This window comes from Arthrobacter sp. 2MCAF15 (assembly GCF_052115605.1).
GTDB lineage: Bacteria > Actinomycetota > Actinomycetes > Actinomycetales > Micrococcaceae > Arthrobacter.
Map to the genome: position 1 here is coordinate 198,281 of NZ_JBFRGZ010000004.1, position 21,489 is coordinate 219,769.

Consider the following 21,489-nt stretch of genomic DNA (forward strand, 5'->3'; position numbering starts at 1 on the left):
CTTGATCGGAGCGCCGCAAGCAACTGGCCCGGAGCCGCGCCTTTGCCCGGCCCGGCACCGTCGGATACGCCCTTATACAGGCACCGCCTTCGGGCAAGCTGAGAACCTGCTGAAGAACAGCCGCAGGTAGCAGCGGCCAAATATTCGGGTCCTCGAGGGGTAGCCGTTACCCGTCTGTAATCCGCCCACAGACCTCCCGCGCAGTAGTTCCCGCGTAGCCGCGTTGCCGCAGTCGATGTCCGGGCGAGTACCCTAATGCGCCAGTACGCGTACTTAAGACCCCCGATCCCGGTGGCTGGCAGTCGCGAAAATCGACGGACTGCGGTCCGGATCGCAAGTTACTCACCCGTTCCAGTTTTCCCCAAGGAACCACCCAGCACTCTTGCACCATCACTCACTCTAAGAGGCAGGTGTGCAATGAACATGTTTGCATCATCAAGGGTGGAGGGCCAAAGACGAGTCTTTGGCCAACCGACCCGCTTAGTCGCAGCAGGGACCGCAATGGCCCTGCTCAGTTTCATCGGACTTACCAGCACGGTGGTCAGCGCCAACGCCGTCGTGGCCCCGGTCGGGCAGGGGTTCACCGTGACCCCATCCGACCTGGCATTCATCCTGAAGCAGATCAAGATCGCTGAACACCACGCCGCGACTCTGTCGCCGGCCCACCCCTGTGACACGCTGGTCGGACCCGGACCCGACCAGATCCCTGATGCCCTCACCTCCTACGGTCTGCGGACGGTGGATGGCTCATGCAACAACCTGATTCCAGGCCGGGAGAAGTTCGGCGCGGCAGACGTGCCCTTCCCGCGCTTGACCAATCCCGTCTTTAAGGCCGCCGAAAACACGCCGCCAGGCTTCGGCGCCCCCGGTTCGACGTCCTATGCGCAGAAGAAGGGGAATGTCTTCGACTCCCAGCCGCGCGAGATCAGCAACCTGATTGTCGACCAGACATCCACCAACCCAGCTGCCGTGGCCGCAGCCGCGTTCCCGGTCAGGACCCAGGGAAACCCAGGTCTTTTCCCGTGCACCACGGACCCGGTTCCCGGGCCTCCGGCAGTTGACGGAGTTCCCGCCGGCTGTGTGCCGTCGCACCAGACGCTCTTCATTCCGAACGTGACCACGGATGTTGGTCTCTCGCCGCCCTACAACTCCCTGTTTACCTTCTTCGGTCAGTTCTTTGACCACGGCGTCGACCAGACCGTCAAGAGCGGTGGCACGGTGTTTGTTCCGCTCCATGATGACGACCCGCTGATCGCCGGACCGGACCACATCCTGGGCAACGCCGACGACCTGCCGGCAGGCCTGCGGTTCATGGTGCTGACCCGGGCGCAGAACCAGCCCGGCCCGGATGGCATCCTGGGCGACAACCCCGCAACCCCCGTCGACGAGAGCGCCGACGACGTCCAGAACGCCAACAACACCGACTCGCCCTGGGTGGACCAGAGCCAGACCTACACCTCGCACGCATCGCACCAGGTGTTCCTGCGCGAGTACGTGAACAACACCGCCGGAAAGCCGGTCTCGACTGGCAAGCTCCTCGGCGGTCCGAAAAACCCGGACGGAACCCCGGGACCCAAGGCCACCGGCATGGCCACCTGGGCTTCGGTCAAGGCTCAGGCCGCTGACCTGCTCGGGCTCCGGCTCGTCGACACGGACGTGACCAACATCCCGATGCTGGCAACGGATCCGTACGGCAAGTTCATCCCCGGACCCGCGCGCGGCCTGCCGCAGTACGTGACGGCGACCGGCCTGGTCGAGGGTAACACCGCCAGCCCTGTCCTTGTCCCGACCAACGTACTGCACTTCGACACGCCGTTCCTGACGGACATCGCGCACAACGCGGACCCGGGCACGGTGGGACCCTGCACAAGCGCTATCGGTGTGACACCTGCCGTACCCGCCGGGTGCCTCACCCCTGACACCGACACCACGCCGTCCGCGGACTTCGCCCATCAACCGGCCGGGACCTACGACGACGAAATGCTGAACGCGCACTTCTGCGCCGGTGACGGCCGGGTCAACGAGAACATCGCCCTGACCACGATCCACCAGGTCTTCCACTCCGAGCACGACCGCTTGATCGACGACATCAAGAAGACACTGACCGACGACACCTCCCTGGCGGGCGTTACTGCCCTGGCCGAATGGAAGACGGTGGCCGGTGCCAACGGATGGAACGGGGAGCGACTGTTCCAGGCCGCCCGCTTCGTGACCGAGATGGAATACCAGCACCTGGTGTTCGAGGAATTCGCCCGGAAGGTCCAGCCCGCAATCCAGCCCTTCCACGTCTACCACTCGGACGTCAACCCCGCGATCCACGCCGAGTTCGCCCACGCGGTCTACCGCTTCGGGCACTCGATGCTGGACGACACAGTCGCCCGCACCAACGAGAACGGGTCGGACAACTCGGTCCCGCTGCTCACGGCGTTCCTGAACCCTCCGGAGTATTTCAACGGCGGTGCTGCCGGCGATCTAACTCCTGAGCAGGCAGCCGGAAGCATCGTCATGGGCTCCTCGGACCAGGTTGGCAACGAACTCGACGAGTTCGTCACCGAAACGCTGCGCAACAACCTGCTGGGGCTGCCCCTGGACCTGCCAACGCTCAACATGACGCGGGCCCGTGACGCGGGCGTCCCCCCGTTGAACAACGTCCGCCGGCAGATTTTCGCCGCAACCAACGATGGTCAGCTCGCGCCCTACACAAGCTGGTCGGACTTCGGTCAGCACCTCAAGCACCCTGAGTCGCTGATCAACTTCGTCGCAGCGTACGGAAAGCACCCGTCGATCACCGGCCAGACGACCCTGGCCGGCAAGCGGGCAGCGGCCAAGGCGATCGTGGATCCGACCTCGGCGCCGGCAACCGACCCCGCGGCTATTCCGGCCGATGCTGCCGCCTTCATGTTCGGCACGGGAGCGTACGCGAACACGGCCGACGGCGTGACCGTCACGGGCGTGGACGACATCGACCTCTGGGTCGGCGGTCTCGCGGAGATCACAAACCTGTTCGGCGGCCTGCTGGGCAGCACCTTCAACTACGTCTTCGAGAACCAGCTGACAGATCTGCAGAACGGGGACCGGCTCTACTACCTGGCCCGTACCCCCGGTATGAACCTGCGCAGCCAGCTCGAGGGCAACTCGTTCTCGGAGATGATCCAGCGCAACACGGACGGCACGAACTCGCTGAAGGCAGACGCGTTCGGCACCGCCGACTGCAAGTTCCAGCTCTCGCACCTTGATGGAACACCCGCCGGCTTCACGTCCTTCGGGGCAACAGTCGCCGACGACTTAACCACAGACTGTGACGAGTCCAAGCTGCTGCTGCGCAAGCCCGACGGGACCATCCAGTACCGCCAGGTCAACGCCGTCGATCCCGTGGGGATCAATGGGCAGTCCGTCTACAACGGCACCCTCAACGCCGACCGCATCTTTGGCGGCAACGACAACGACACCTTCTGGGGCGGCGCAGGCAATGACGTCATCGAAGGCAACGGCGGCGACGACGTCATGCTCGGCGGCGACGGCAACGACGTCGTCACCGACCTTTCCGGTGCGGATGTGTTGAAAGGCGGCCCCGGCAACGATGCCCTTGACGGAGGAATCGGCGACGACATCTTCATGGGTGGCGATGGCCAGGACTTCATCAACGGCGGAGCCAATGACAACGAAACCTTCGCCGGTCCCGGCAATGACTTCGTCATCGCAGGTCAAGGCGCAGACGCCGTGTTTGGCGACGGCGGCGACGACTGGATACAGGGCGGCTCCGGCCAGGACCTGTTGATCGGTGACCATGGTGCCCCGTTCTTCGATGATCCTGCCCAGGTCAAACCGGGCAACGACATCATGGTCGGCCAAGTAGGAGAAAACGACTACGACGCCGAGGGTGGGGACGACATCATGGCGGCCAACGCCGCGATTGACCGGTTCGCCGGTGCGGCCGGGTTCGACTGGGCAATCCACCAGTACGACACTGTCGGAGCCGACGATGACATGATGATCAACAACAACCTGATCGGTCTGCCCCTCCCGGTAGTCGTGAACCGCGATCGCTGGCAGGAGACCGAGGCCAACTCGGGATCTGCGTTCAACGACGTCATCCGTGGCGACGACGCTGTGCCGAGTACCGTCGGCGGTGCTGGTTTCACCGGCTGCGACGTACTCGACCAGGCCGGCGTCGACCGGGTCAACGGACTGGGAGCACTGCTGCCGCCGCTGTCCGGCGACCTGGCTGCGGTGGTCGCGGCCTCGGCGAACAAGTCCTGCCCGCTTACCGGTCCGATCTGGGGAGAAGGCAACATCCTCCTGGGCGGTGCCGGAAGCGACTCGATCCAAGGTCGGGGCGGCGACGACATCATCGACGGGGACCGGTCCCTGACTGTCCGGATCAGCGTCCGGACCAACCCGGCCGACCCGGCAACCGAGACCGGCACCACCGACCTGATGGAGAACAAGGCCACCAGCGGCAACTTCGGCCCGGGAACAACAGGCATGACCCTGCAGCAGGCGATCTTCGCAGGGCTTGTCGATCCCGGCAACCTGGTGGCCGTCCGCGGGATCGTGAGCCCGGCTGCTGGCACGGACACGGCGTCTGTGGACACCGTGGTCTTCGCCGGCCCGCTGTCGAACTACACGATCGCCGCCGCACCGGCGGCGGGCACGACCCTGGCCTCGGTCAAGGTCACCCAGACCGGCGCGAACGTCGCGGGCCAGAAGGTCAGTGACGGAATCGACACCCTGCGCAACGTCGAGATGCTCCAGTTCTCCGACCAGACAGTGTCCGTCGCGGCCGCGGTGGCACCTCCGGTACCGGCGGCGCCGGTGATCGGGACGGCGACTGCCTCGGCAGGTTCGGCGACCGTGACGTTCACGGCCCCGGCACCCAACGGTGGCCCGGCGATCACGAGCTTCCAGATCGTCGCGACTCCGGCCACGGGCCCTGCCATCACGGTGACCGGAATCCCGGCGACCGCAACCAGCGGCACCGTTACCGGCCTGACCAACGGGACGACGTTCACCCTCCAGGTGCGCGCCGTGAACGTGAACGGCCCCGGCCCTCTGTCCGCGGCCTCCAACCCGGTCACCCCCCGGGTGACTGACACGGTGGCGCCCACAGTGACGGCACGGGTTCCCGCAGCGGGTGCAGTTTCGGTCAGCCAGACCGCGAACATCACCGCAACGCTGAGCGAGGCCGTGGCAGGAGGTGTGACCGGTGCCAACTTCCGGCTCACCCAGGGAGCCGCGCCAATTGCCGCCGCAGTGTCCTACAACCCGCTGACGCGGGTGGCGACATTGAACCCGAACGCCACGCTCTTGGCGGACAGGGTGTACACGGCGACCCTCTCGGGCGTCCGTGACCTTGCGGGCAACGCCATGGCGACCGTCACCTGGACGTTCACCACGGGTCCGAACCCGACTATCACCACCAACACTCCCGCCGCGGGAGCCGTCGGGGTGCGGCGCAACAGCAACGTGACCGCCACGTTCAGTGAGGCCATCACCGGCTTCACGGTTGCCGGCAAGGTCCGGATTGAGCGGGTCTCCACCGGAGCCCAGGTCGCCTCGGCGATCACGTTCAACACCACCACCAGGGTGCTGACGATCAACCCCGGAGCCAGCCTCCTCGCGAACACCCAGTACCGGGTCACCGTCACCGGTGGCACCACTGGCGTCCGCGACTTGGCCGGCAACCCGCTGACAACCCGTACCTGGACATTCACTACGGGCGCAGCACTGTAGCAAGCAGTACGAGATCGCCGGCTGGCGGACCTGCAACGGCCCGCCAGCCGGCTTCCTCACTTCCTCGAAAATCACTTTTCGAAACGTCATTCAGCACTATTGCCCACTTGGAGGGGCCATGACTACACGACGTGAAATCTTCAAACTGGGCGCCGTCGGCGCCCTCGGCCTGGCGGGATTCAAAGGTGGCGACGACGACGTTCCCACCACTGGGCCGAGCACACCGCTCGTCACCGCCAGCCAACTCGCACCTGCGAACATGCCTGTTCCCTATGCGGGCGTCTTTCGCCGGCCGCCCGAGCTCGTCCCCTTTCAGACGGGCTTTGACGGCGGCGACCCGGCCCGACCGTTCGCCCGGTACGCCCTCACCCAGAAACTCGGTCAGGCCCAGTTCGTGCCAGGCTTGAACACCACGGTGGCGGGCTACAACGGCATCTTCCCCGGCCCGACCATCCGGGCCACCCAGGGCACCCGGATCGAGGTGCGGATCCGCAACAACCTGCCTGCCGCCGGGCTCGTGCAGCCTGCCCGCTTTGACACAGTCACCCATCTGCACGGCTCCGCGTCGCTGCCACAATACGACGGTTACGCCAACGACATCACCGTCCCCGGGTTCGTCAAGAACTACCACTACCCCAACTTTCAGGCGGCCCGGACGCTCTGGTACCACGACCACAAGCACCACATCACCGCACAAAACGTCTATTCAGGGCTCGCGGCCTTCTACCCGCTGTCCGACAGGCACGAGCGCGCCCAGCTGCCGCAGGGGGAGTTCGACGTGCCCTTGATGATCTCGGACGCCATGTTCAAGGCCGACGGCTCGCTCGCCTATAACGACAACGACGTGAAAGGCCTGTGGGGGGACATCATCATGGTCAACGGCGTGCCGTGGCCCACCATGAAGGTCAAGCCCCGGATCTACCGCTTCCGGGTGCTCGATGCGTCCATCTCGCGCTCCTACCGGCCGACGCTCTCAACGGGGGACCCCGTCTATGTGGTGGGAACAGATGCCGGCATGACACCCAAAGTGCAGGCCGTGAAATCCTGGCGGCAGGGCACGGCGGAACGCTACGAGGTGCTGATCGACTTCCGCAAATACCGGACCGGGCAGTTGATCGAACTGCGCAACCTCAGCAACAAGAACAACATCGATTTCGCCAACACCAACAAGATCATGCGCTTCCAGGTGGTGGCCGACTCCGGATCGGGGGCAGGCTCCATTTCGAGCATCCCGGCCACGCTGGAGGACGGCGGCTCCGTCAACGCGCCCAGCGGCGGCATCCCCACCATGAGCCTCACACCGGCGATGGTCAAGGCGAAGCGTGAGCTGAAATTCTTCCGGACAAACGGGCAATGGACGGTCAACGGTGTCACCTGGGCAGATGTGGAGAAGTCCGGGTTCACCAAGCTGTTCGGCAACCCCCAGCCATTCGATGTCGAGCAATGGACCATCATCAATGCCTCCGGCGGCTGGTTCCATCCTGTGCACATCCACCTCATTGACGCCAAGATCATCGCCCGGAACACCAACGGCGGCAAGCCGTTTGCGTGGGAACAGGGACCTAAGGACGTCTTCTACGCCGGCGAGAACGAGTCCATCACGGCGCTCATGCAATTCGACACGGGTTTCGGCGGAGGCGGCCGCTACATGATCCACTGCCACAACCTGGTCCACGAGGACCATGACATGATGGTGCAGTTCTCCGTGGGCGATCTGCGGACCAACGACCCCATCACCACGGATCCGCCGGTCTTGGACACCGAAGCGCCCGACGCGTTCCCGCCGGTCTACCGGCCTGGATTCCCGGCGGGGACCTGACATGCGCCGCCTGGGTCAACTGGGCGCGGCGGCCCTGCTGGTGCTGGCGCTGAGCGCCTGCACCGGCGGAACGCCGTCACCTGCACCTGCCTCGCCGACCGCCGGGGCTGCGCCGAGCGCCGCCCCGGTCTCGCTGGAAACCGGGACAGACGTCGGCAACGGCCGTCCGACCGTGAGCAACGACGGGCTGATGGTGCGGCGCCGCGCGGTCATTGCCGTCCACCCCACCGAGGGAGCACAGCCGGGCGCACCCCGCGCACGGCTCGAGCAGACGGCGGCCACCAGCGGCATCGTCCTGTCCGACATCCCACCGGACGTGCTCGAGCCGGCGATCCTCGAACATGTGGCACCGGAGCTGATCGTGATGCTTCCGGCCGGAAGCACCGCTGAGGACGCGGAGAAGCTGGCTGAACTCGCCTTCGGCGCTGAGGGCACGTACCCCGGTGTGGAGCACGTCCACGTCTCCTCGGTCCTGGTCCACGATCTCCAGTTCACCGTCGCCGCCGCCGACCCGGCAGCAGTGGCCGGTTCCATCGCTGAGGAAGGCATCCTCTCGGATGCGCTCGGCAACTACGGCACGGTCCTGGATAAGGGAGCCCTGACGGTCAGCTACACGGGGCCGCTGCTCAGCGACGCGCTGGTGGAATCCGTGCGCAACGGCATGGCCCGTGCCGCCGGCGTCGAGTCCGCGGCGGTAAAGCTGGCTCCCCGTTCGGCCACGGGCGAGGGAGTGGACATGTCCCTCGAGCCGGAACCGGCACCGGAGCCTGAGGCCACGGCGGATGACAGCGGGACGCACTCGCACTAAGGAGACCGGTACTAAGGAGACCGGCACTGACTGCACCAGTGGCCGGCCGGAGCAAGGGGAACGCTACCGGCCGGCCACGCGTGTGTCCGCGGACATCCGGAGGTGACTTTTGGCCCTTGGCGCCCGGCAGGCCCGGGCGGAAGCTGGGCGTGCAGCGCGAGCCACAGGTCTGCGCATTCACAGGGGCTCGCATTTAAAGGTCCACACATATTAAAGGTCCACGGGAGCGCCATGAAGCACCACCACATCGGGGATCCGCAATGAACCCCGACGCCGTTACCCGGAGCTCCGTGCTGAAAGAGATCCACGATCTCGCCCGGCCGCTGAAAACCGATCGAGACCTCAGCGGGATCGTGCGGAGCGCCGCCGACTGCCGTTTTGTCGCCGTCGGCGAAGCGTCCCACGGGACCCACGAGTTCTACACCTGGCGCGACACCCTCAGTCGGCGGCTCATCCAGGAGGAGGGCTACAACTGGATCGGAGTCGAAGGGGACTGGCCCGACTGCTGGCGCATCAACCAGTGGGTCCGCGGCCTGGCGGGGAAGGACCAGGGAGTCCATGCGCTGCTGGCCGGCTTCGAACGCTGGCCGACCTGGATGTGGGCCAACGAGGAAGTCGCGGCGTTCCTGGACTGGCTGCGCGGCTGGAACGCAGGCCGGCCCCAGGACAAGAGGGTCGGCTTCTACGGACTGGACGTCTACTCGCTCTGGGATTCATTGCGCGAGATCATCGGCTGGCTGGAGGGCAACGTTCCCGACGCGGTGCCGGCGGCCAAGCGCGCCTGGCAGTGCTTCTTGCCCCATCACGAGGACCCGCACGAGTACGCATGGAACACGCGGCTGGTGCCGCAGTCCTGCGAGCCCGACGTCGTGGCCCTCCTGACCGAGGTCAGGGCCCGGGTCTCCAGCCCGGGACCGCACGATGAGGACGCCTTCGATGCCGTCCAGAACGCCGAAGTCGCGGCAAACGCTGAGCATTACTACCGCGTTATGGTCCGCGGCGACCGGCAGTCCTGGAACGTCCGCGACCATCACATGGCGGACACCATCGACAGGGTCAGCCGGCACCTGGGGCCGGCGTCCAAAGGGCTGGTCTGGGAGCACAACACGCATATCGGGGACGCCCGCGGCACAGACATGGCGCAGGACGGCCTGGTGAACGTCGGTCAGCTGCTGCGCGACCGCCACGCGGGCGAAGGGGTGTTGCTTGTCGGGTTCGCAGCCCACCGCGGTTCCGTGACCGCCGCCGACGGGTGGGGCCGCCCCGAACGCATCGTCACCGTGCCCGACGCGCGCCCGGGCAGCCACGAAGACTTCCTGCACCAGGCCCTCGGGGCGCCGGCCATCCTGGAGTTCGGCGACGACAGGACCGGCCCCTGGTTGTCCACGCGGCTCGGGCACCGGGCGATCGGCGTCGTATACCACCCCGAAAGGGAGGCCGGAAACTACGTTCCGACCCGGATGGGGGAGCGATACGACGCCCTCATCTGGCTCGAAAACACGGCTGCCCTGCGGCCGGTACACCATGAGGGGCCACCCCGGGAACCTGAATTCGAGACAGAGCCCACGGGATTCTAGCCCGGCTCGGATTCAACGGAGGCGGAACCATAATGGGCAAGCCGATCGTCGTCGGGATCAACGGGTCCGCGGGCAGCGAGGCCGCCCTGACCTGGGCCCTTACGCGGGCGGCCCGGGACAAGGCTCCCGTCCTGATCGTCCATGCAGTGGACGACCGCTGGATGTCCCCGGAGTTCCAGTACCACGAGATCATCCGCGAATCAGGGATGGACCTGCTGCAGAAAGCGCAGTCGAGCGCCCGCAGGCATGCCCCGGACGTCGACGTGGACATCGACCTTCGTCATGGCAGCGAAGGCTCGGTGCTGCGGGACGCGTCCAACCAGGCAGCCCTCGTGGTGGTCGGCGCGCATGGCAAACGCTGGCCGAATGCCGGGCCCCTGACCGACCGCGCCCTGCAGGTTGTCGCCGCCTCCGAGTGCCCTGTAGCTGTCATCCCGGTGAACCTCGCAACTGCGGATCGAGGCGTCGTAGTCGGCGTGGACGGCTCCGAGGAATCGCTGCAGGCTGTCGCGTTCGCGGCTGCGGAGGCAGACCTGGGCGGGGACGAGCTCACCGTGGTCCTCGTATTCAAGAGCACGGCGCGGTGGGTGGAAATACAGTCGCCGTCCAGCGGCCTCGCCGAGAGAATGGTCGAGGAGAACCGGATCGTGCTCGCCGAGTCGGCGGCCGGACTCGGCGGGCAATACCCGGACCTGACAGTTCATCAGCGCCTGGAAACCAATATCGAACCCGCCAAGGCCCTGGTCAATATCGCCGACGGTGCCAGGCTGCTGGTGATCGGAAGCCGTGGACGCAGCGGGTTCTCCCGGACTGTGCTCGGCTCCACGGCGCACGCCGTACTGCTGGGCGTGCCGTGTCCCACGCTCGTCACCCGTGTGCACAGGGTCAAGCACGGAGACTGATGCGGCTCGGAAGCGTGGTTCCCGCCCGTCCCGGGACTGGGTCTGGGCCGGCCACGGGCCGCCGGAAAACCCTTGACGGGAGGGGCTTTCCGCCGCCGCCATCGGATGGGAGGATGATGCAGTGGACCCCTTCTTCAATTTCGTCACTCACTTTTGGTGGCTCGTCTTTCCGATGAGCGGACTGATCGGCGGGTGGGCGCGGACCTGGTCCAAAGCCGCTGAACGCCGGCACCGCCGTCGGGTGGAGCTCTACACGCTCAAGAACCAGGCCGCGCAGGTCGAGCAGGCCAGTCAGGCCGAGGTGCTGGGCCTCATGAAGGCACACGACACCGTCAACAAACGCTGGCTGGACTACGAACTCGATATCGGAAAGCTGATCGACTATCCGGTCATGACCGACGTCAGGGAGCCCCTCACGGTGGCGTTCCTGCGAGCCAAGCGTGAAGCCGACGGTTTGCGCCCGGCCGCCCCCGGGGATGTCAGGACGGCCGCACGGCTCGCGGAATACCGGGCGGCCGTGACCGGCTTTGAACTCGCCTTCGACGTCGCCGAACGCGAAGCGAAGCGGATCAGGGACAGCAAGTTCACCGGGCCGGAACGGCAGCGCCTGGAGACGGCCCGGAAGCTCCTGAGGATCGCGTCGGACGCCGCGGCAACCCCCGCCGAGCGCCAGACGGCCTACCGGCGCGCCCGCCGGGAACTGGACGGGCTCATCGTGCTGCCGGAGGCCACCCTCGCGGCGCTCGAGGACAAGATCGCTTCCATGCTCGACGCCGGCCCGGCGCCGGAGGCCCGCCGGACCGGTTAGGTCGGACAGCATAAACCGGACAGTTTAGGGAGGCGCCGCGGGCTGCGCGGGGCGCCCCGGTTCGCTGTGACAAGCATCGCACCGCCACCATGAATGCCACGTACAGCACCGGGGCGGAATTTAGGGTCTTCTGGCATGTTTTGCCCTGCCGTTTTTCCCACGTACCATCGATAAGGTTTCAAAGCTGCTTTAGTGGCCCGGCGAGTTCATCCAGACATGAACCCCGTGGCCATGCAGCAACGGGGATGTGGAACTGCCGACCGTGAACACTTCAGATTGGGCAACAGGTGGAAATCACCGTAATGGTGGCGCTAGTGATATCGCTGGCGCTGTTCTTCGACTTCACCAATGGATTTCATGACACCGCGAACGCCATGGCTACCCCCATCGCGACCGGCGCCATCAAACCGAAAACAGCAGTTGCCCTCGCGGCGGTGCTGAACCTCGTGGGAGCGTTCCTCTCCACGGAAGTCGCCAAGACCGTCTCGGGCGGCATCATCAAGGAAGGCTCGGGCGGGGTCCAGATCACCCCGGACATCATCTTCGCCGGGCTGATGGGCGCCATCCTCTGGAACATGATCACTTGGCTCAAGGGCCTGCCGTCCAGTTCCTCCCACGCCCTCTTCGGCGGCCTGATTGGGGCCGCGATTGCAGGTATCGGCATCCACGCGATCAACTTCGAGTCAATCCTCCAAAAGATCATTCTTCCCGCGGTGTTCGCCCCGATCATCGCGGGCGGCGTAGCCTACTTGTGCACGCGGCTGGCGTACGCCTTGACCGCCCGCCATGACCCCGAAACCGGGGACAAGCTCACGCAGAAGCGCGGCGGATTCCGGACCGGCCAGGTCTTCACGTCCAGCCTCGTGGCGTTGGCCCACGGCACCAACGACGCCCAGAAGACGATGGGCATCATCACCCTGGTCCTGATCTCCGCCGGCCTCCAGCCTGCCGGCTCCGGTCCCGAGTGGTGGGTTATCACCGCCTGTGCCTTCGCCATCGCGATCGGCACGTATTCCGGCGGGTGGCGGATCATCCGCACCATGGGCTCGGGACTCACCGAAGTGAAGCCCGCCCAAGGCTTTGCCGCCGAGACCAGCACCGCCACAGCCATCCTGGCCTCGTCGCACCTCGGCTTCGCCCTGTCCACCACGCAGGTGGCCTCCGGCTCGGTCGTGGGCTCCGGCATGGGACGCCGCGGCACTACGGTACGGTGGGGAACCGCCGGCCGGATTGCGATCGGCTGGCTGTTCACGCTGCCGGCCGCTGGAATCATGGGCGCGCTGACGGCTCTGCTCGTGCAGACCGGGGTCGTAGGCGTGATCATCGCGGCGACTGCCGGCACCGCCGCAGTGGCCTATATGTTTGTGCGCTCACGGAAGTCGCCTGTGGGCAGCAACAACGCCGTCGAGATCGAGGAAGTCGGCCAGGCCGTGCAGTTCCGCAAGAAAAAGTCCGCCACCAAGTCGATCAAGAACGGCGGTGCCCAGCGATGAAATGGCTGGAACTGTTCAGCGTGGCGAGTGCCACGCTTGTGTCCGCTGTAACCGTGGTAGTTCTCTACTCCCTCGGCGTCCGGCTCACGGCCATCGCGGGGGACACCCGGACCACCCAGGCGGCCTGGACCCGACCGCTCGCTTACACGTGCTTCGCTTTGTGCGGCGCCGCCATTCTCTTCGGGCTCTACCTGATCATTCCTTACTTCCACAAATAGGACGTCCCCGCGGCCGTGCAGCCGCTGCGTCACGGGGATGGGACACCTGCCACCGCAGTGGCTAGGCTGGGGCCATGGCGAGCTTCCAGTACTTCGTGGCATCCTCACTCGACGGGTTCATCGCCACAGTCGGGGACAACCTGGACTGGCTGCTCCAGTTCGACGGATTTGACGGTGGACAGGACAGCTACGACGCGTTCATGGCCGACGTCGGCTCCATCGCCATGGGCGGCGGGACCTACGCCTGGCTGCGGGAACACGAACCAGCCACGTGGCCCTATCCGGACACGCCCTGCTGGGTTTTCACCCACCACGAACACTCCGCGCCGAAGGGCGCCAACGTATCGTTCGCCCGCGGAGACGTCCGCGAGGCCGCGGACGACCTCACGGACCAGGCCGGCGGCCGAAACGTCTGGGTAGTCGGTGGGGGCGACCTCGCCGCGCAGTTCGCCGACGCCGGGCTGCTGGATGAACTGATTGTCTCGGTCATTCCGGTGGTGCTGGGCAGCGGCAAGCCGTTGCTGCCCATGAAAGGTCCGACGCCGCCGCTGGAGTTGACCTCATCCCGCACCCTGGGGCGGGGCATCGTGGAGTTGCGCTACCGTTTCCCGGGCCGGACCTAGCCGGGCTCGCCTAGCGCTCTGTGTCGCGGATCAGGTTCGTGATCCGGGCGGTGGAGAGCCGGCGGCCGCTCTCATCGGTCATGACGATCTCATGCGTGGTGAGGGTCCGGCCCAGGTGGATTGCCGTGCAGGTGCCTGTGACGGTGCCCTCGGAGATCGCCCGGTGGTGCGTCGCTCCGACCTCGATGCCCAGTGCCTGCCGGTTCGGGCCTGCGTGCATGCCCGCCGCGAAGGAGCCCAGCGTCTCGGCCAGGACCACGTGTGCCCCGCCATGCAGGATCCCGGCCACCTGGGTGTTCCCCTCCACCGGCATAGTGGCCACGGTGCGCTCCGGACTCAGTTCAAGGAAGCGGATCCCCATCTTCACCACGAGGGCGCCGACGCCGTACTGGCCCAGCCAATCGTGCATTTCCTCGGGAACACCGGCCGCCGCGAGCTCGGCCGCGAAGGGGCCGGGCGTGAAATTGTCCATCATGGCAACTAGGCTGGCACCTGTGAGCGAAACTACCAAACCGGCCCCTGCCCCATCTGCAACAGACCTCCTCCCGGCAACTGAACCGGAATCAGTGCTTGCGGCCAAGCCCGCCCGAACATCCACCCGGGCCGCGGCGTCGGTTTCCGCCACCGAGGCTCCCGTGATTCCCATCACGGACCAGCCGCGACTTCTCGTGCTGGACGGACACTCCATGGCGTTCCGGGCGTTCTTCGCCCTGCCGGCGGACAAGTTCTCCACCGCCACGGGGCAGCACACCAACGCCGTCCACGGCTTCACGTCCATGCTGATCAACCTGATCAAGGAACAAAAGCCCACCCACGTGGCCGTGGCATTCGACGTCTCTGACGACACCACCCACCGCAAGGCCGAGTACAGCGAGTACAAGGGCGGACGCAACGAGACCCCCCGCGAAATGAGCGGCCAGATCGACCTCATCGACAAGGTCATGGGCGCATGGGGCATCAAGACCATCAAGATGCCCGGCTGGGAAGCGGACGACATCCTGGCCACGCTCGCGGCCATGGGTGAAAAGGCGGGTTACGAGGTGCTGCTGGTATCGGGGGACCGCGATGCCTTCCAGCTCATCACGGACAACGTGTTCGTGCTGTACCCCAGGAAGGGCGTGAGCGACATTCCCAGGATGGACGCGGACGCCATCCAGGAGAAGTATTTCGTCAGCCCCGCCCAGTACTCGGATCTCGCCGCCCTGGTGGGAGAGACCGCGGACAACCTCCCGGGCGTTCCCGGCGTCGGCCCCAAGACGGCAGCCAAGTGGATCAACCTCTACGGCGGACTCGAGGGAGTCCTGGAGAACCTTGACGCGATCGGCGGAAAAGTAGGGGATTCCCTCCGCGAAAATGTTGAGGACGTGAAGCGCAACCGGCGGCTCAACAGGCTGCACACAGATCTGGACCTGCCCGTCACCCTGGACGAGCTCGCGGACCCACGGCCGGACCAGGACGCCCTCGAGGAGCTGTTCGACGCCCTCGAATTCAAGACCATACGCACCCGGCTCTTTGCCCTCTACGGCAGCGAAGTCACCGAATCGGAGCGGGAGAGCCTCGACACCCCGGACTTCGTCATCCCTGCGGATGCCGCCGAGCTGACCACCTTCTTCGCGGCCGGCGCCGGGAAGCGCTCCGCTGTGGCGGTCGATCTGGTGCCCGGCCGGATCGGCGAGGACGCCGCCGCGGTGGCGATCGTCCGTGACGACGCCGCCGTCTACCTCGACCTGGCCAGCCAGGACGCCGCCGCCGAGAACGTCCTGGCAGCCTGGCTTCGTGACGCCCACGCGCCGAAGGTGCTGCACGGGTTCAAGGCCGCGCTGAAGGCACTCACCGCCCGGGGATTGGAACTGGAGGGCGTGGCGGATGACACCTCCATCTCCGGCTACCTCATCCAGCCCGACCGCCGCAGCTACGAGCTCGCCGAGTTGGCGCAGCATCACCTCAACATCTCCGTTTCCACCGAGGCCGCCAAGGCGGGCCAGCTTGAGCTGGCGTTCGACGGCGATGACGCCGAAGCGGCCGGCGCACTGGTCCACGTGGCCGCAGTGGTCGGGGCCCTGAGCCGCTTCTTCGAAGCGGAACTGAAGGAACGCAAAGCCGAGGACCTGCTGAGCACGCTGGAACTGCCAGTCAGCCGTGTCCTCGCCGACATGGAACTCGCCGGAATCGCGATCGACATGTCCCGCATGGACGAACAGCTGTCGGACCTCGCCAAGGTGATCGACAACGCCCAGGAGCTCGCCTTCGCCGCGATCGGCCACGAGGTCAACCTCGGTTCGCCGAAGCAGCTCCAGACCGTGCTTTTCGAGGAACTGGAGCTGCCGAAGACCAAGAAGATCAAGTCCGGCTACACCACCGACGCCGCATCGCTCAAGAACCTGCTGGAGAAGACCGGGCACGAATTCCTGGTCCAGCTGATGGCGCACCGCGAGTCCTCGAAGCTGCGCCAGATGCTCGAGTCGCTCAAGAAGTCCGTGACGGACGACGGGCGGATCCACACCACGTACGCGCAGAACGTCGCAGCCACGGGCCGGATTTCCTCGAACAATCCCAACCTGCAGAACATCCCGATCCGCAGCGAGGAAGGCCGGCGCGTCCGCGGGATTTTTGTGGTCAGTGAGGGCTACGAGTGCCTGCTGTCCGCCGACTACTCGCAGATCGAAATGCGCATCATGGCCCACCTCTCGGGGGACGAGGGCCTGATTCAGGCGTACCGGGACGGCGAAGACCTGCACCGGTTCGTGGGCTCGAACATCTTCCACGTGCCCACCGATCAGGTGACCAGTGCCATGCGCTCCAAGGTCAAGGCGATGTCCTATGGCCTCGCGTACGGCCTGACCTCGTTCGGCCTGTCCAAGCAGCTGGAGATCTCCGTCGACGAGGCGCGGACGCTCATGAAGGACTACTTCGACCGCTTCGGCGCCGTCCGCGACTACCTGCGCGGCGTGGTGGACCAGGCCCGGGTCGACGGCTACACCGCGACCATCGAGGGCCGCCGTCGTTATCTCCCGGACCTCACCAGCACCGACCGCCAGCTGCGCGAGAACGCGGAGCGCATCGCGCTGAACTCGCCGATCCAGGGCTCGGCGGCTGACATCATCAAGCGGGCCATGCTGGGCGTGCACGCCGAGCTGGCGACCCAGGGCCTCAAATCGCGCATGCTCCTGCAGGTCCATGACGAACTGGTCCTCGAGGTAGCCAACGGCGAGCGTGAGGTCGTGGAGAAGCTCGTGACCGAGCAGATGGGCTCGGCTGCGGACCTCAGCGTTCCGCTGGACGTCCAGATCGGCGTCGGCACCAGCTGGTACGAGGCGGGGCACTAACTTTTATCGGTTCCGGCGCCGCCGGAACGTCAGGATTCTCAGGGGGAGAAGCACGTGGCAGAAAAGTACGAACTCAGGCGGTTCCGCGCGGTCGAGAAGGACTCGGCGGACTATGCGCAGGGCACAGCGTGGCTGCGGGGAGTCGGGATCGGCTTCTATGAGGAGCCGCGCAAAGACGACTTCGTTGACAAGATCATGGCCATGTACCTCGTGGACAACCGGGAGATGACCGGCGTCTACCAGGCCGACGGTGTGGCGGCCCATTCGCTGGCGGCCGACGTCCCGGTGGCTACCTTCGCCACGCTGCGCAAGGACCTGAACATCGGCTACGGGCGGCAGCTCGAAGCCCAGCTCGTCACGGCCGTCACCGTTCGCGGCACCCACCGCCGGCAGGGACTGCTGCGGCGGATGATGACCGAGGACCTCACGGCGGCCAAGGCCGACGGCGTCGCGCTGGCGGCCCTCACCGCCTCCGAGGCGTCCATCTACGGCCGGTTCGGCTACGGGGTGGCCACCTTCGAGCGCAGCGTCAAGGTCGACGCCGGGCCGCGCTTCCGCCTGCGCCATGCGGCGGTCGGCTCGGTGGAGATCGCCGACCGGAAGGTCCTGCTGGACCTGGCACCCCAGGTCTTTGCGCGGGTCCAGGCTTCCATGCCCGGCTCGATTTCGCGGCAGGAAGCGTACCGGCAGCGGTCCTCGGGCTCCCTGGGCCGCGACGGCAGCGAAGACGAGGCCATCCGCTGTGCCCTGCACTACGACGCGGCCGGCACCGTGGACGGGTACGTCTCGTACAAGTTCGCCGGGTGGGACGCCAAGCCGTACACCATGGAGATTCTGGACCTCGTGGCCGCGACCGACGCCGCCTACCTGGAGCTGTGGCAGTTCCTCGGCAGCATCGACCTCGTAGACCGGATCAGCTGGCAGGAAGCGCCGATGGACGACCCCCTGGCCTGGGCGCTGGAGGATCCCCGCTGCGTCGAGGCCTCAGACCACCGGGACATGCTGTGGCTGCGGATCCTGGAACCGGCCCGGGTGCTGGGTGCCCGGCGCTATTCGGCCGACGGCACCCTGGTCCTCGCCGTACGGGACAGTCTTGGCTTCGCGGCCGGCACGTTCGCCCTGACGGTCAGCGGGGGAGAGGCCACGGTGACTCCGGCTCCGGACGCCGAGCCGGACCTGTCGCTGGATGTCGCGGACCTGGGCTCCATCTATCTGGGCGCCGTCTGTCCGGTGACCTTGACGGCCGCCGGCCGGATCACTGAACACACCGCCGGGGCGGCGTTGTCGGCGCGGCTCATGTTCGCCGTCGAACGCTCACCGCACTGCCTCACGCACTTCTAGAGGTCCGGTCCCGGTCGCGGCGCGCAAGGCGCCACGCGCTTTGACCGGCGTTCACGTAAACGACTAGACTAAACGGGCGTGTACTACGTGCGCGCATCTACAATCCACAAAATCAGGATGACCCGGCGGATCACTTGTTGTGAAGCCGTGTTCTTGGCCTGCATTCCATAATGCGGGCGAAGCGGTTTGCCTGACCGACTAACTATCCACAACGGAGCCCCTACTACATGACCATCACCTCCACCGAGAAGCCCGGTACCCCCGTAGTCGCCATTAACGACATCGGTACCGCTGAGGACTTCCTCGCAGCTGTCGACGCCACCATCAAGTACTTCAACGACGGAGATCTCGTCGAAGGTACCGTCGTCAAGGTCGACCGCGACGAAGTTCTGCTCGACATCGGTTACAAGACCGAAGGTGTCATTCCCTCCCGCGAGCTTTCCATCAAGCACGACGTTGACCCCGGAGACGTCGTCTCCGTTGGCGATCAGGTCGAAGCCCTGGTGCTCACCAAGGAAGACAAAGAAGGCCGCCTGATCCTCTCCAAGAAGCGTGCTCAGTACGAGCGTGCCTGGGGCGACATCGAGAAGGTCAAGGAAGAAGACGGTGTTGTCACCGGTACCGTCATCGAGGTTGTCAAGGGTGGTCTTATCCTCGACATCGGTCTGCGCGGCTTCCTGCCCGCATCCCTCGTCGAGATGCGCCGTGTGCGCGACCTTGCTCCGTACATCGGTCAGCAGATCGAAGCCAAGATCATCGAGCTGGACAAGAACCGCAACAACGTTGTTCTTTCCCGCCGTGCATGGCTCGAGCAGACCCAGTCCGAGGTCCGCTCCACGTTCCTCAACAAGCTGGAAAAGGGCCAGGTTCGTCCCGGCGTCGTTTCCTCCATCGTCAACTTCGGTGCCTTCGTGGACCTGGGCGGCGTAGACGGCCTGGTTCACGTTTCCGAGCTGTCCTGGAAGCACATCGACCACCCGTCCGAGGTTGTCGAAGTTGGCCAGGAAGTCACCGTCGAGGTTCTCGAGGTCGACCTGGACCGCGAGCGCGTCTCCCTGTCGCTCAAGGCTACGCAGGAAGATCCGTGGCAGACCTTCGCCCGCACCCACGCCCTCGGCCAGGTTGTTCCGGGTAAGGTCACCAAGCTGGTTCCGTTCGGCGCGTTCGTTCGCGTTGAAGACGGCATCGAAGGCCTGGTCCACATCTCCGAGCTCGCCGTGCGCCACGTTGAGCTGGCCGAGCAGGTTGTCTCCGTTGGTGACGAGCTGTTCGTCAAGGTCATCGACATCGACCTCGAGCGCCGCCGCATCTCGCTCTCCCTCAAGCAGGCCAACGAGGGCGTCGACGCCGACAGCACCGAATTCGATCCGGCACTCTACGGCATGGCCGCCGAGTACGACGAAGAGGGCAACTACAAGTACCCGGAGGGCTTCGACCCGGAGTCCAACGAGTGGCTTGAAGGCTACGAGAACCAGCGCGCCGCCTGGGAGCAGCAGTACGCTGACGCCCAGACCCGCTGGGAAGCACACAAGAAGCAGGTTGCCCAGCACGCTGCCGACGACGCTGCAGCTGCAACGTCCGGCGAGAGCGACTCCGGCACCACCAGCTACTCCTCCGAGCCGGCTGCAACCGAGACCGGTGCAGGCACGCTTGCTTCGGACGAGGCTCTTGCCGCTCTGCGCGAGAAGCTGACCGGCAACTAATTGCCCTTGCGCCTCGGGGGAGTCCTTTCCCTGAGACCAGGCAGTTTGTAGCTTGAAGCCGCACCGTCATGGTGCACAGCAGTACAGTTCAGCAAAGGTGGCCGTCCCCTCGGGGCGGCCACCTTTGTTTTGCGCGGACATGCCCCTCGGCTGCCTGCACCGTTGGACATGCCCATTTTTCCATCCCTCCCCCGGGGGACATGCCCATTTTTGGGGTTTGCCCGTGGGCATATGGGTATTGTGCCCAGACCTGGTTCGGGGCGGGGGACATGTCCACTGGTGGGCACGCCCTGATGGACATGTCCAGTCCGCGGCCTGGAAACCCCATCCTCGGGCAGCAGGAGCTGTCCCGCTGCCCACTGCTGGTTTAGCCCACGGCACGTCACGTTAGGGATTCCTTGACGGGTGCCCGGCCCTGAGTGCAGACTCGGCAGGTTGAGATATTCGCGGCCGACGATGAGGGGACTTCCATGGCTGACATTTCAGGGGCTGTTGAATCGCAGGACATACTTGGGGCCGAGGGTTCGTGGCCGCGTGGCATCGGTGCCATCACACTATTTGTCGAGGACCTGGCCACGACCAAGGGCTTCTATGCGGCAGTCTTCGGTCTGCCGCTCATTTTCGAGGACGAGGTCTCGGCCGTCTTCAAGTTCGAGAACACCTTGATCAACCTGCTCAACGTTTCCGAAGCTCCCGAACTAATCCAGCCGGCCGCAGTGGCAAGCGCGGATTCCGGTGCGCGAATGCAGTTCACCATCGAAGTGGACGACGTCGATGCGATGTGCGACGAGTTGTCCCGCCGCGGAGTTGAACTGCTCAATGGCCCAATGGACCGGCCCTGGGGTATCCGCACAGCGTGCTTCCGCGACCCTGCTGGACACATCTGGGAAATAGCTCAGTCCCAATAGCCCCACGCGGAACAGGGGTCCGACCCCGCAACCAGCACCACCTTGCCCCGGCCCCGACTCCGTCCGTTTCAAGCGCACTGAGCCTGCAAGCTGCCCGTCGCAGCTGATGGCCCAGCTCTTCTGCCCCGCAGGACCGTCCAGCCCAGCCGCAGAGGCGCGGTGGAATTCGCGGAACCAGGTGATCCGTTCGGCATTCCAGCCGGCGGTGGTGCCCAGCGGCGGGGTGACCT

The 21,489-nt window shown here is 65.7% G+C and carries 14 protein-coding genes; 13 read left to right on the top strand and 1 reads right to left on the bottom strand.

Annotated elements, in window-relative coordinates; genetic code table 11:
* Nucleotides 1-501 precede the first annotated feature (501 nt).
* The 9 genes from AB4089_RS06875 (at nucleotide 502) to AB4089_RS06915 (ending at nucleotide 13,981) form a co-directional block, all read left to right on the top strand.
* Nucleotides 502-5,733, top strand: coding sequence for a peroxidase family protein (locus AB4089_RS06875; RefSeq protein WP_441408552.1), 5,232 nt, complete (start codon nucleotides 502-504; stop codon nucleotides 5,731-5,733).
* A 118-nt stretch (nucleotides 5,734-5,851) separates the two neighbouring features.
* Nucleotides 5,852-7,552 carry a multicopper oxidase family protein gene (locus AB4089_RS06880; RefSeq protein ID WP_441408553.1) on the top strand — a complete coding sequence of 567 codons (1,701 nt, stop codon included), beginning with the start codon at nucleotides 5,852-5,854 and terminating at the stop codon, nucleotides 7,550-7,552.
* 1 nt (nucleotide 7,553) lies between these two features.
* Entirely contained in the window at nucleotides 7,554-8,360 is an 807-nt protein-coding gene (locus tag AB4089_RS06885) for a hypothetical protein (RefSeq protein ID WP_441408554.1), read from the top strand.
* A gap of 260 nt (nucleotides 8,361-8,620) precedes the next feature.
* Nucleotides 8,621-9,937, top strand: a complete 1,317-nt coding sequence (locus AB4089_RS06890) for an erythromycin esterase family protein (RefSeq protein ID WP_441408555.1) — start codon at nucleotides 8,621-8,623, stop codon at nucleotides 9,935-9,937.
* Nucleotides 9,938-9,969: 32 nt separating this feature from the next.
* Nucleotides 9,970-10,839 carry a universal stress protein gene (locus AB4089_RS06895; RefSeq protein WP_441408556.1) on the top strand — a complete coding sequence of 290 codons (870 nt, stop codon included), beginning with the start codon at nucleotides 9,970-9,972 and terminating at the stop codon, nucleotides 10,837-10,839.
* A gap of 121 nt (nucleotides 10,840-10,960) precedes the next feature.
* Nucleotides 10,961-11,647, top strand: a complete 687-nt coding sequence (locus tag AB4089_RS06900) for a hypothetical protein (protein WP_441408557.1) — start codon at nucleotides 10,961-10,963, stop codon at nucleotides 11,645-11,647.
* A 287-nt stretch (nucleotides 11,648-11,934) separates the two neighbouring features.
* Complete coding sequence (locus tag AB4089_RS06905) at nucleotides 11,935-13,140, top strand: anion permease (protein WP_441408558.1); 1,206 nt, start codon at nucleotides 11,935-11,937, stop codon at nucleotides 13,138-13,140.
* Nucleotides 13,137-13,358: a hypothetical protein gene (locus AB4089_RS06910; RefSeq protein ID WP_441408559.1), complete on the top strand. Its 222-nt coding sequence runs from the start codon at nucleotides 13,137-13,139 to the stop codon at nucleotides 13,356-13,358. The genes AB4089_RS06905 and AB4089_RS06910 overlap by 4 nt, the downstream gene beginning before the upstream one ends.
* A gap of 74 nt (nucleotides 13,359-13,432) precedes the next feature.
* The gene (locus AB4089_RS06915) at nucleotides 13,433-13,981 is read left to right on the top strand and encodes a dihydrofolate reductase family protein (RefSeq protein WP_441408560.1); all 549 of its coding nucleotides are present in this window, start codon (nucleotides 13,433-13,435) and stop codon (nucleotides 13,979-13,981) included.
* Between the two features lie 10 nt (nucleotides 13,982-13,991).
* Here the strand turns inward: AB4089_RS06915 and AB4089_RS06920 are convergent, their stop codons facing one another.
* A complete protein-coding gene (locus AB4089_RS06920; RefSeq protein WP_441408561.1) occupies nucleotides 13,992-14,456 on the bottom strand; it encodes a hotdog fold thioesterase in 465 nt (154 codons plus the stop codon).
* Between AB4089_RS06920 and polA the strand changes: the two genes are divergently transcribed.
* From polA to AB4089_RS06940, 4 genes are all read left to right on the top strand, one after another.
* A complete protein-coding gene (gene polA, locus AB4089_RS06925) occupies nucleotides 14,455-17,307 on the top strand; it encodes a DNA polymerase I (protein ID WP_441408562.1) in 2,853 nt (950 codons plus the stop codon). The two genes, AB4089_RS06920 and polA, sit on opposite strands and share 2 nt — an antisense overlap.
* 54 nt (nucleotides 17,308-17,361) lie before the next feature.
* Nucleotides 17,362-18,648: a GNAT family N-acetyltransferase gene (locus tag AB4089_RS06930; protein WP_441408563.1), complete on the top strand. Its 1,287-nt coding sequence runs from the start codon at nucleotides 17,362-17,364 to the stop codon at nucleotides 18,646-18,648.
* Between the two features lie 227 nt (nucleotides 18,649-18,875).
* Nucleotides 18,876-20,351: a 30S ribosomal protein S1 gene (gene rpsA / locus AB4089_RS06935; protein ID WP_026537355.1), complete on the top strand. Its 1,476-nt coding sequence runs from the start codon at nucleotides 18,876-18,878 to the stop codon at nucleotides 20,349-20,351.
* A gap of 470 nt (nucleotides 20,352-20,821) precedes the next feature.
* Nucleotides 20,822-21,259 carry a VOC family protein gene (locus AB4089_RS06940; protein ID WP_441408564.1) on the top strand — a complete coding sequence of 146 codons (438 nt, stop codon included), beginning with the start codon at nucleotides 20,822-20,824 and terminating at the stop codon, nucleotides 21,257-21,259.
* The last annotated feature ends 230 nt before the right edge of the window (nucleotides 21,260-21,489 follow it).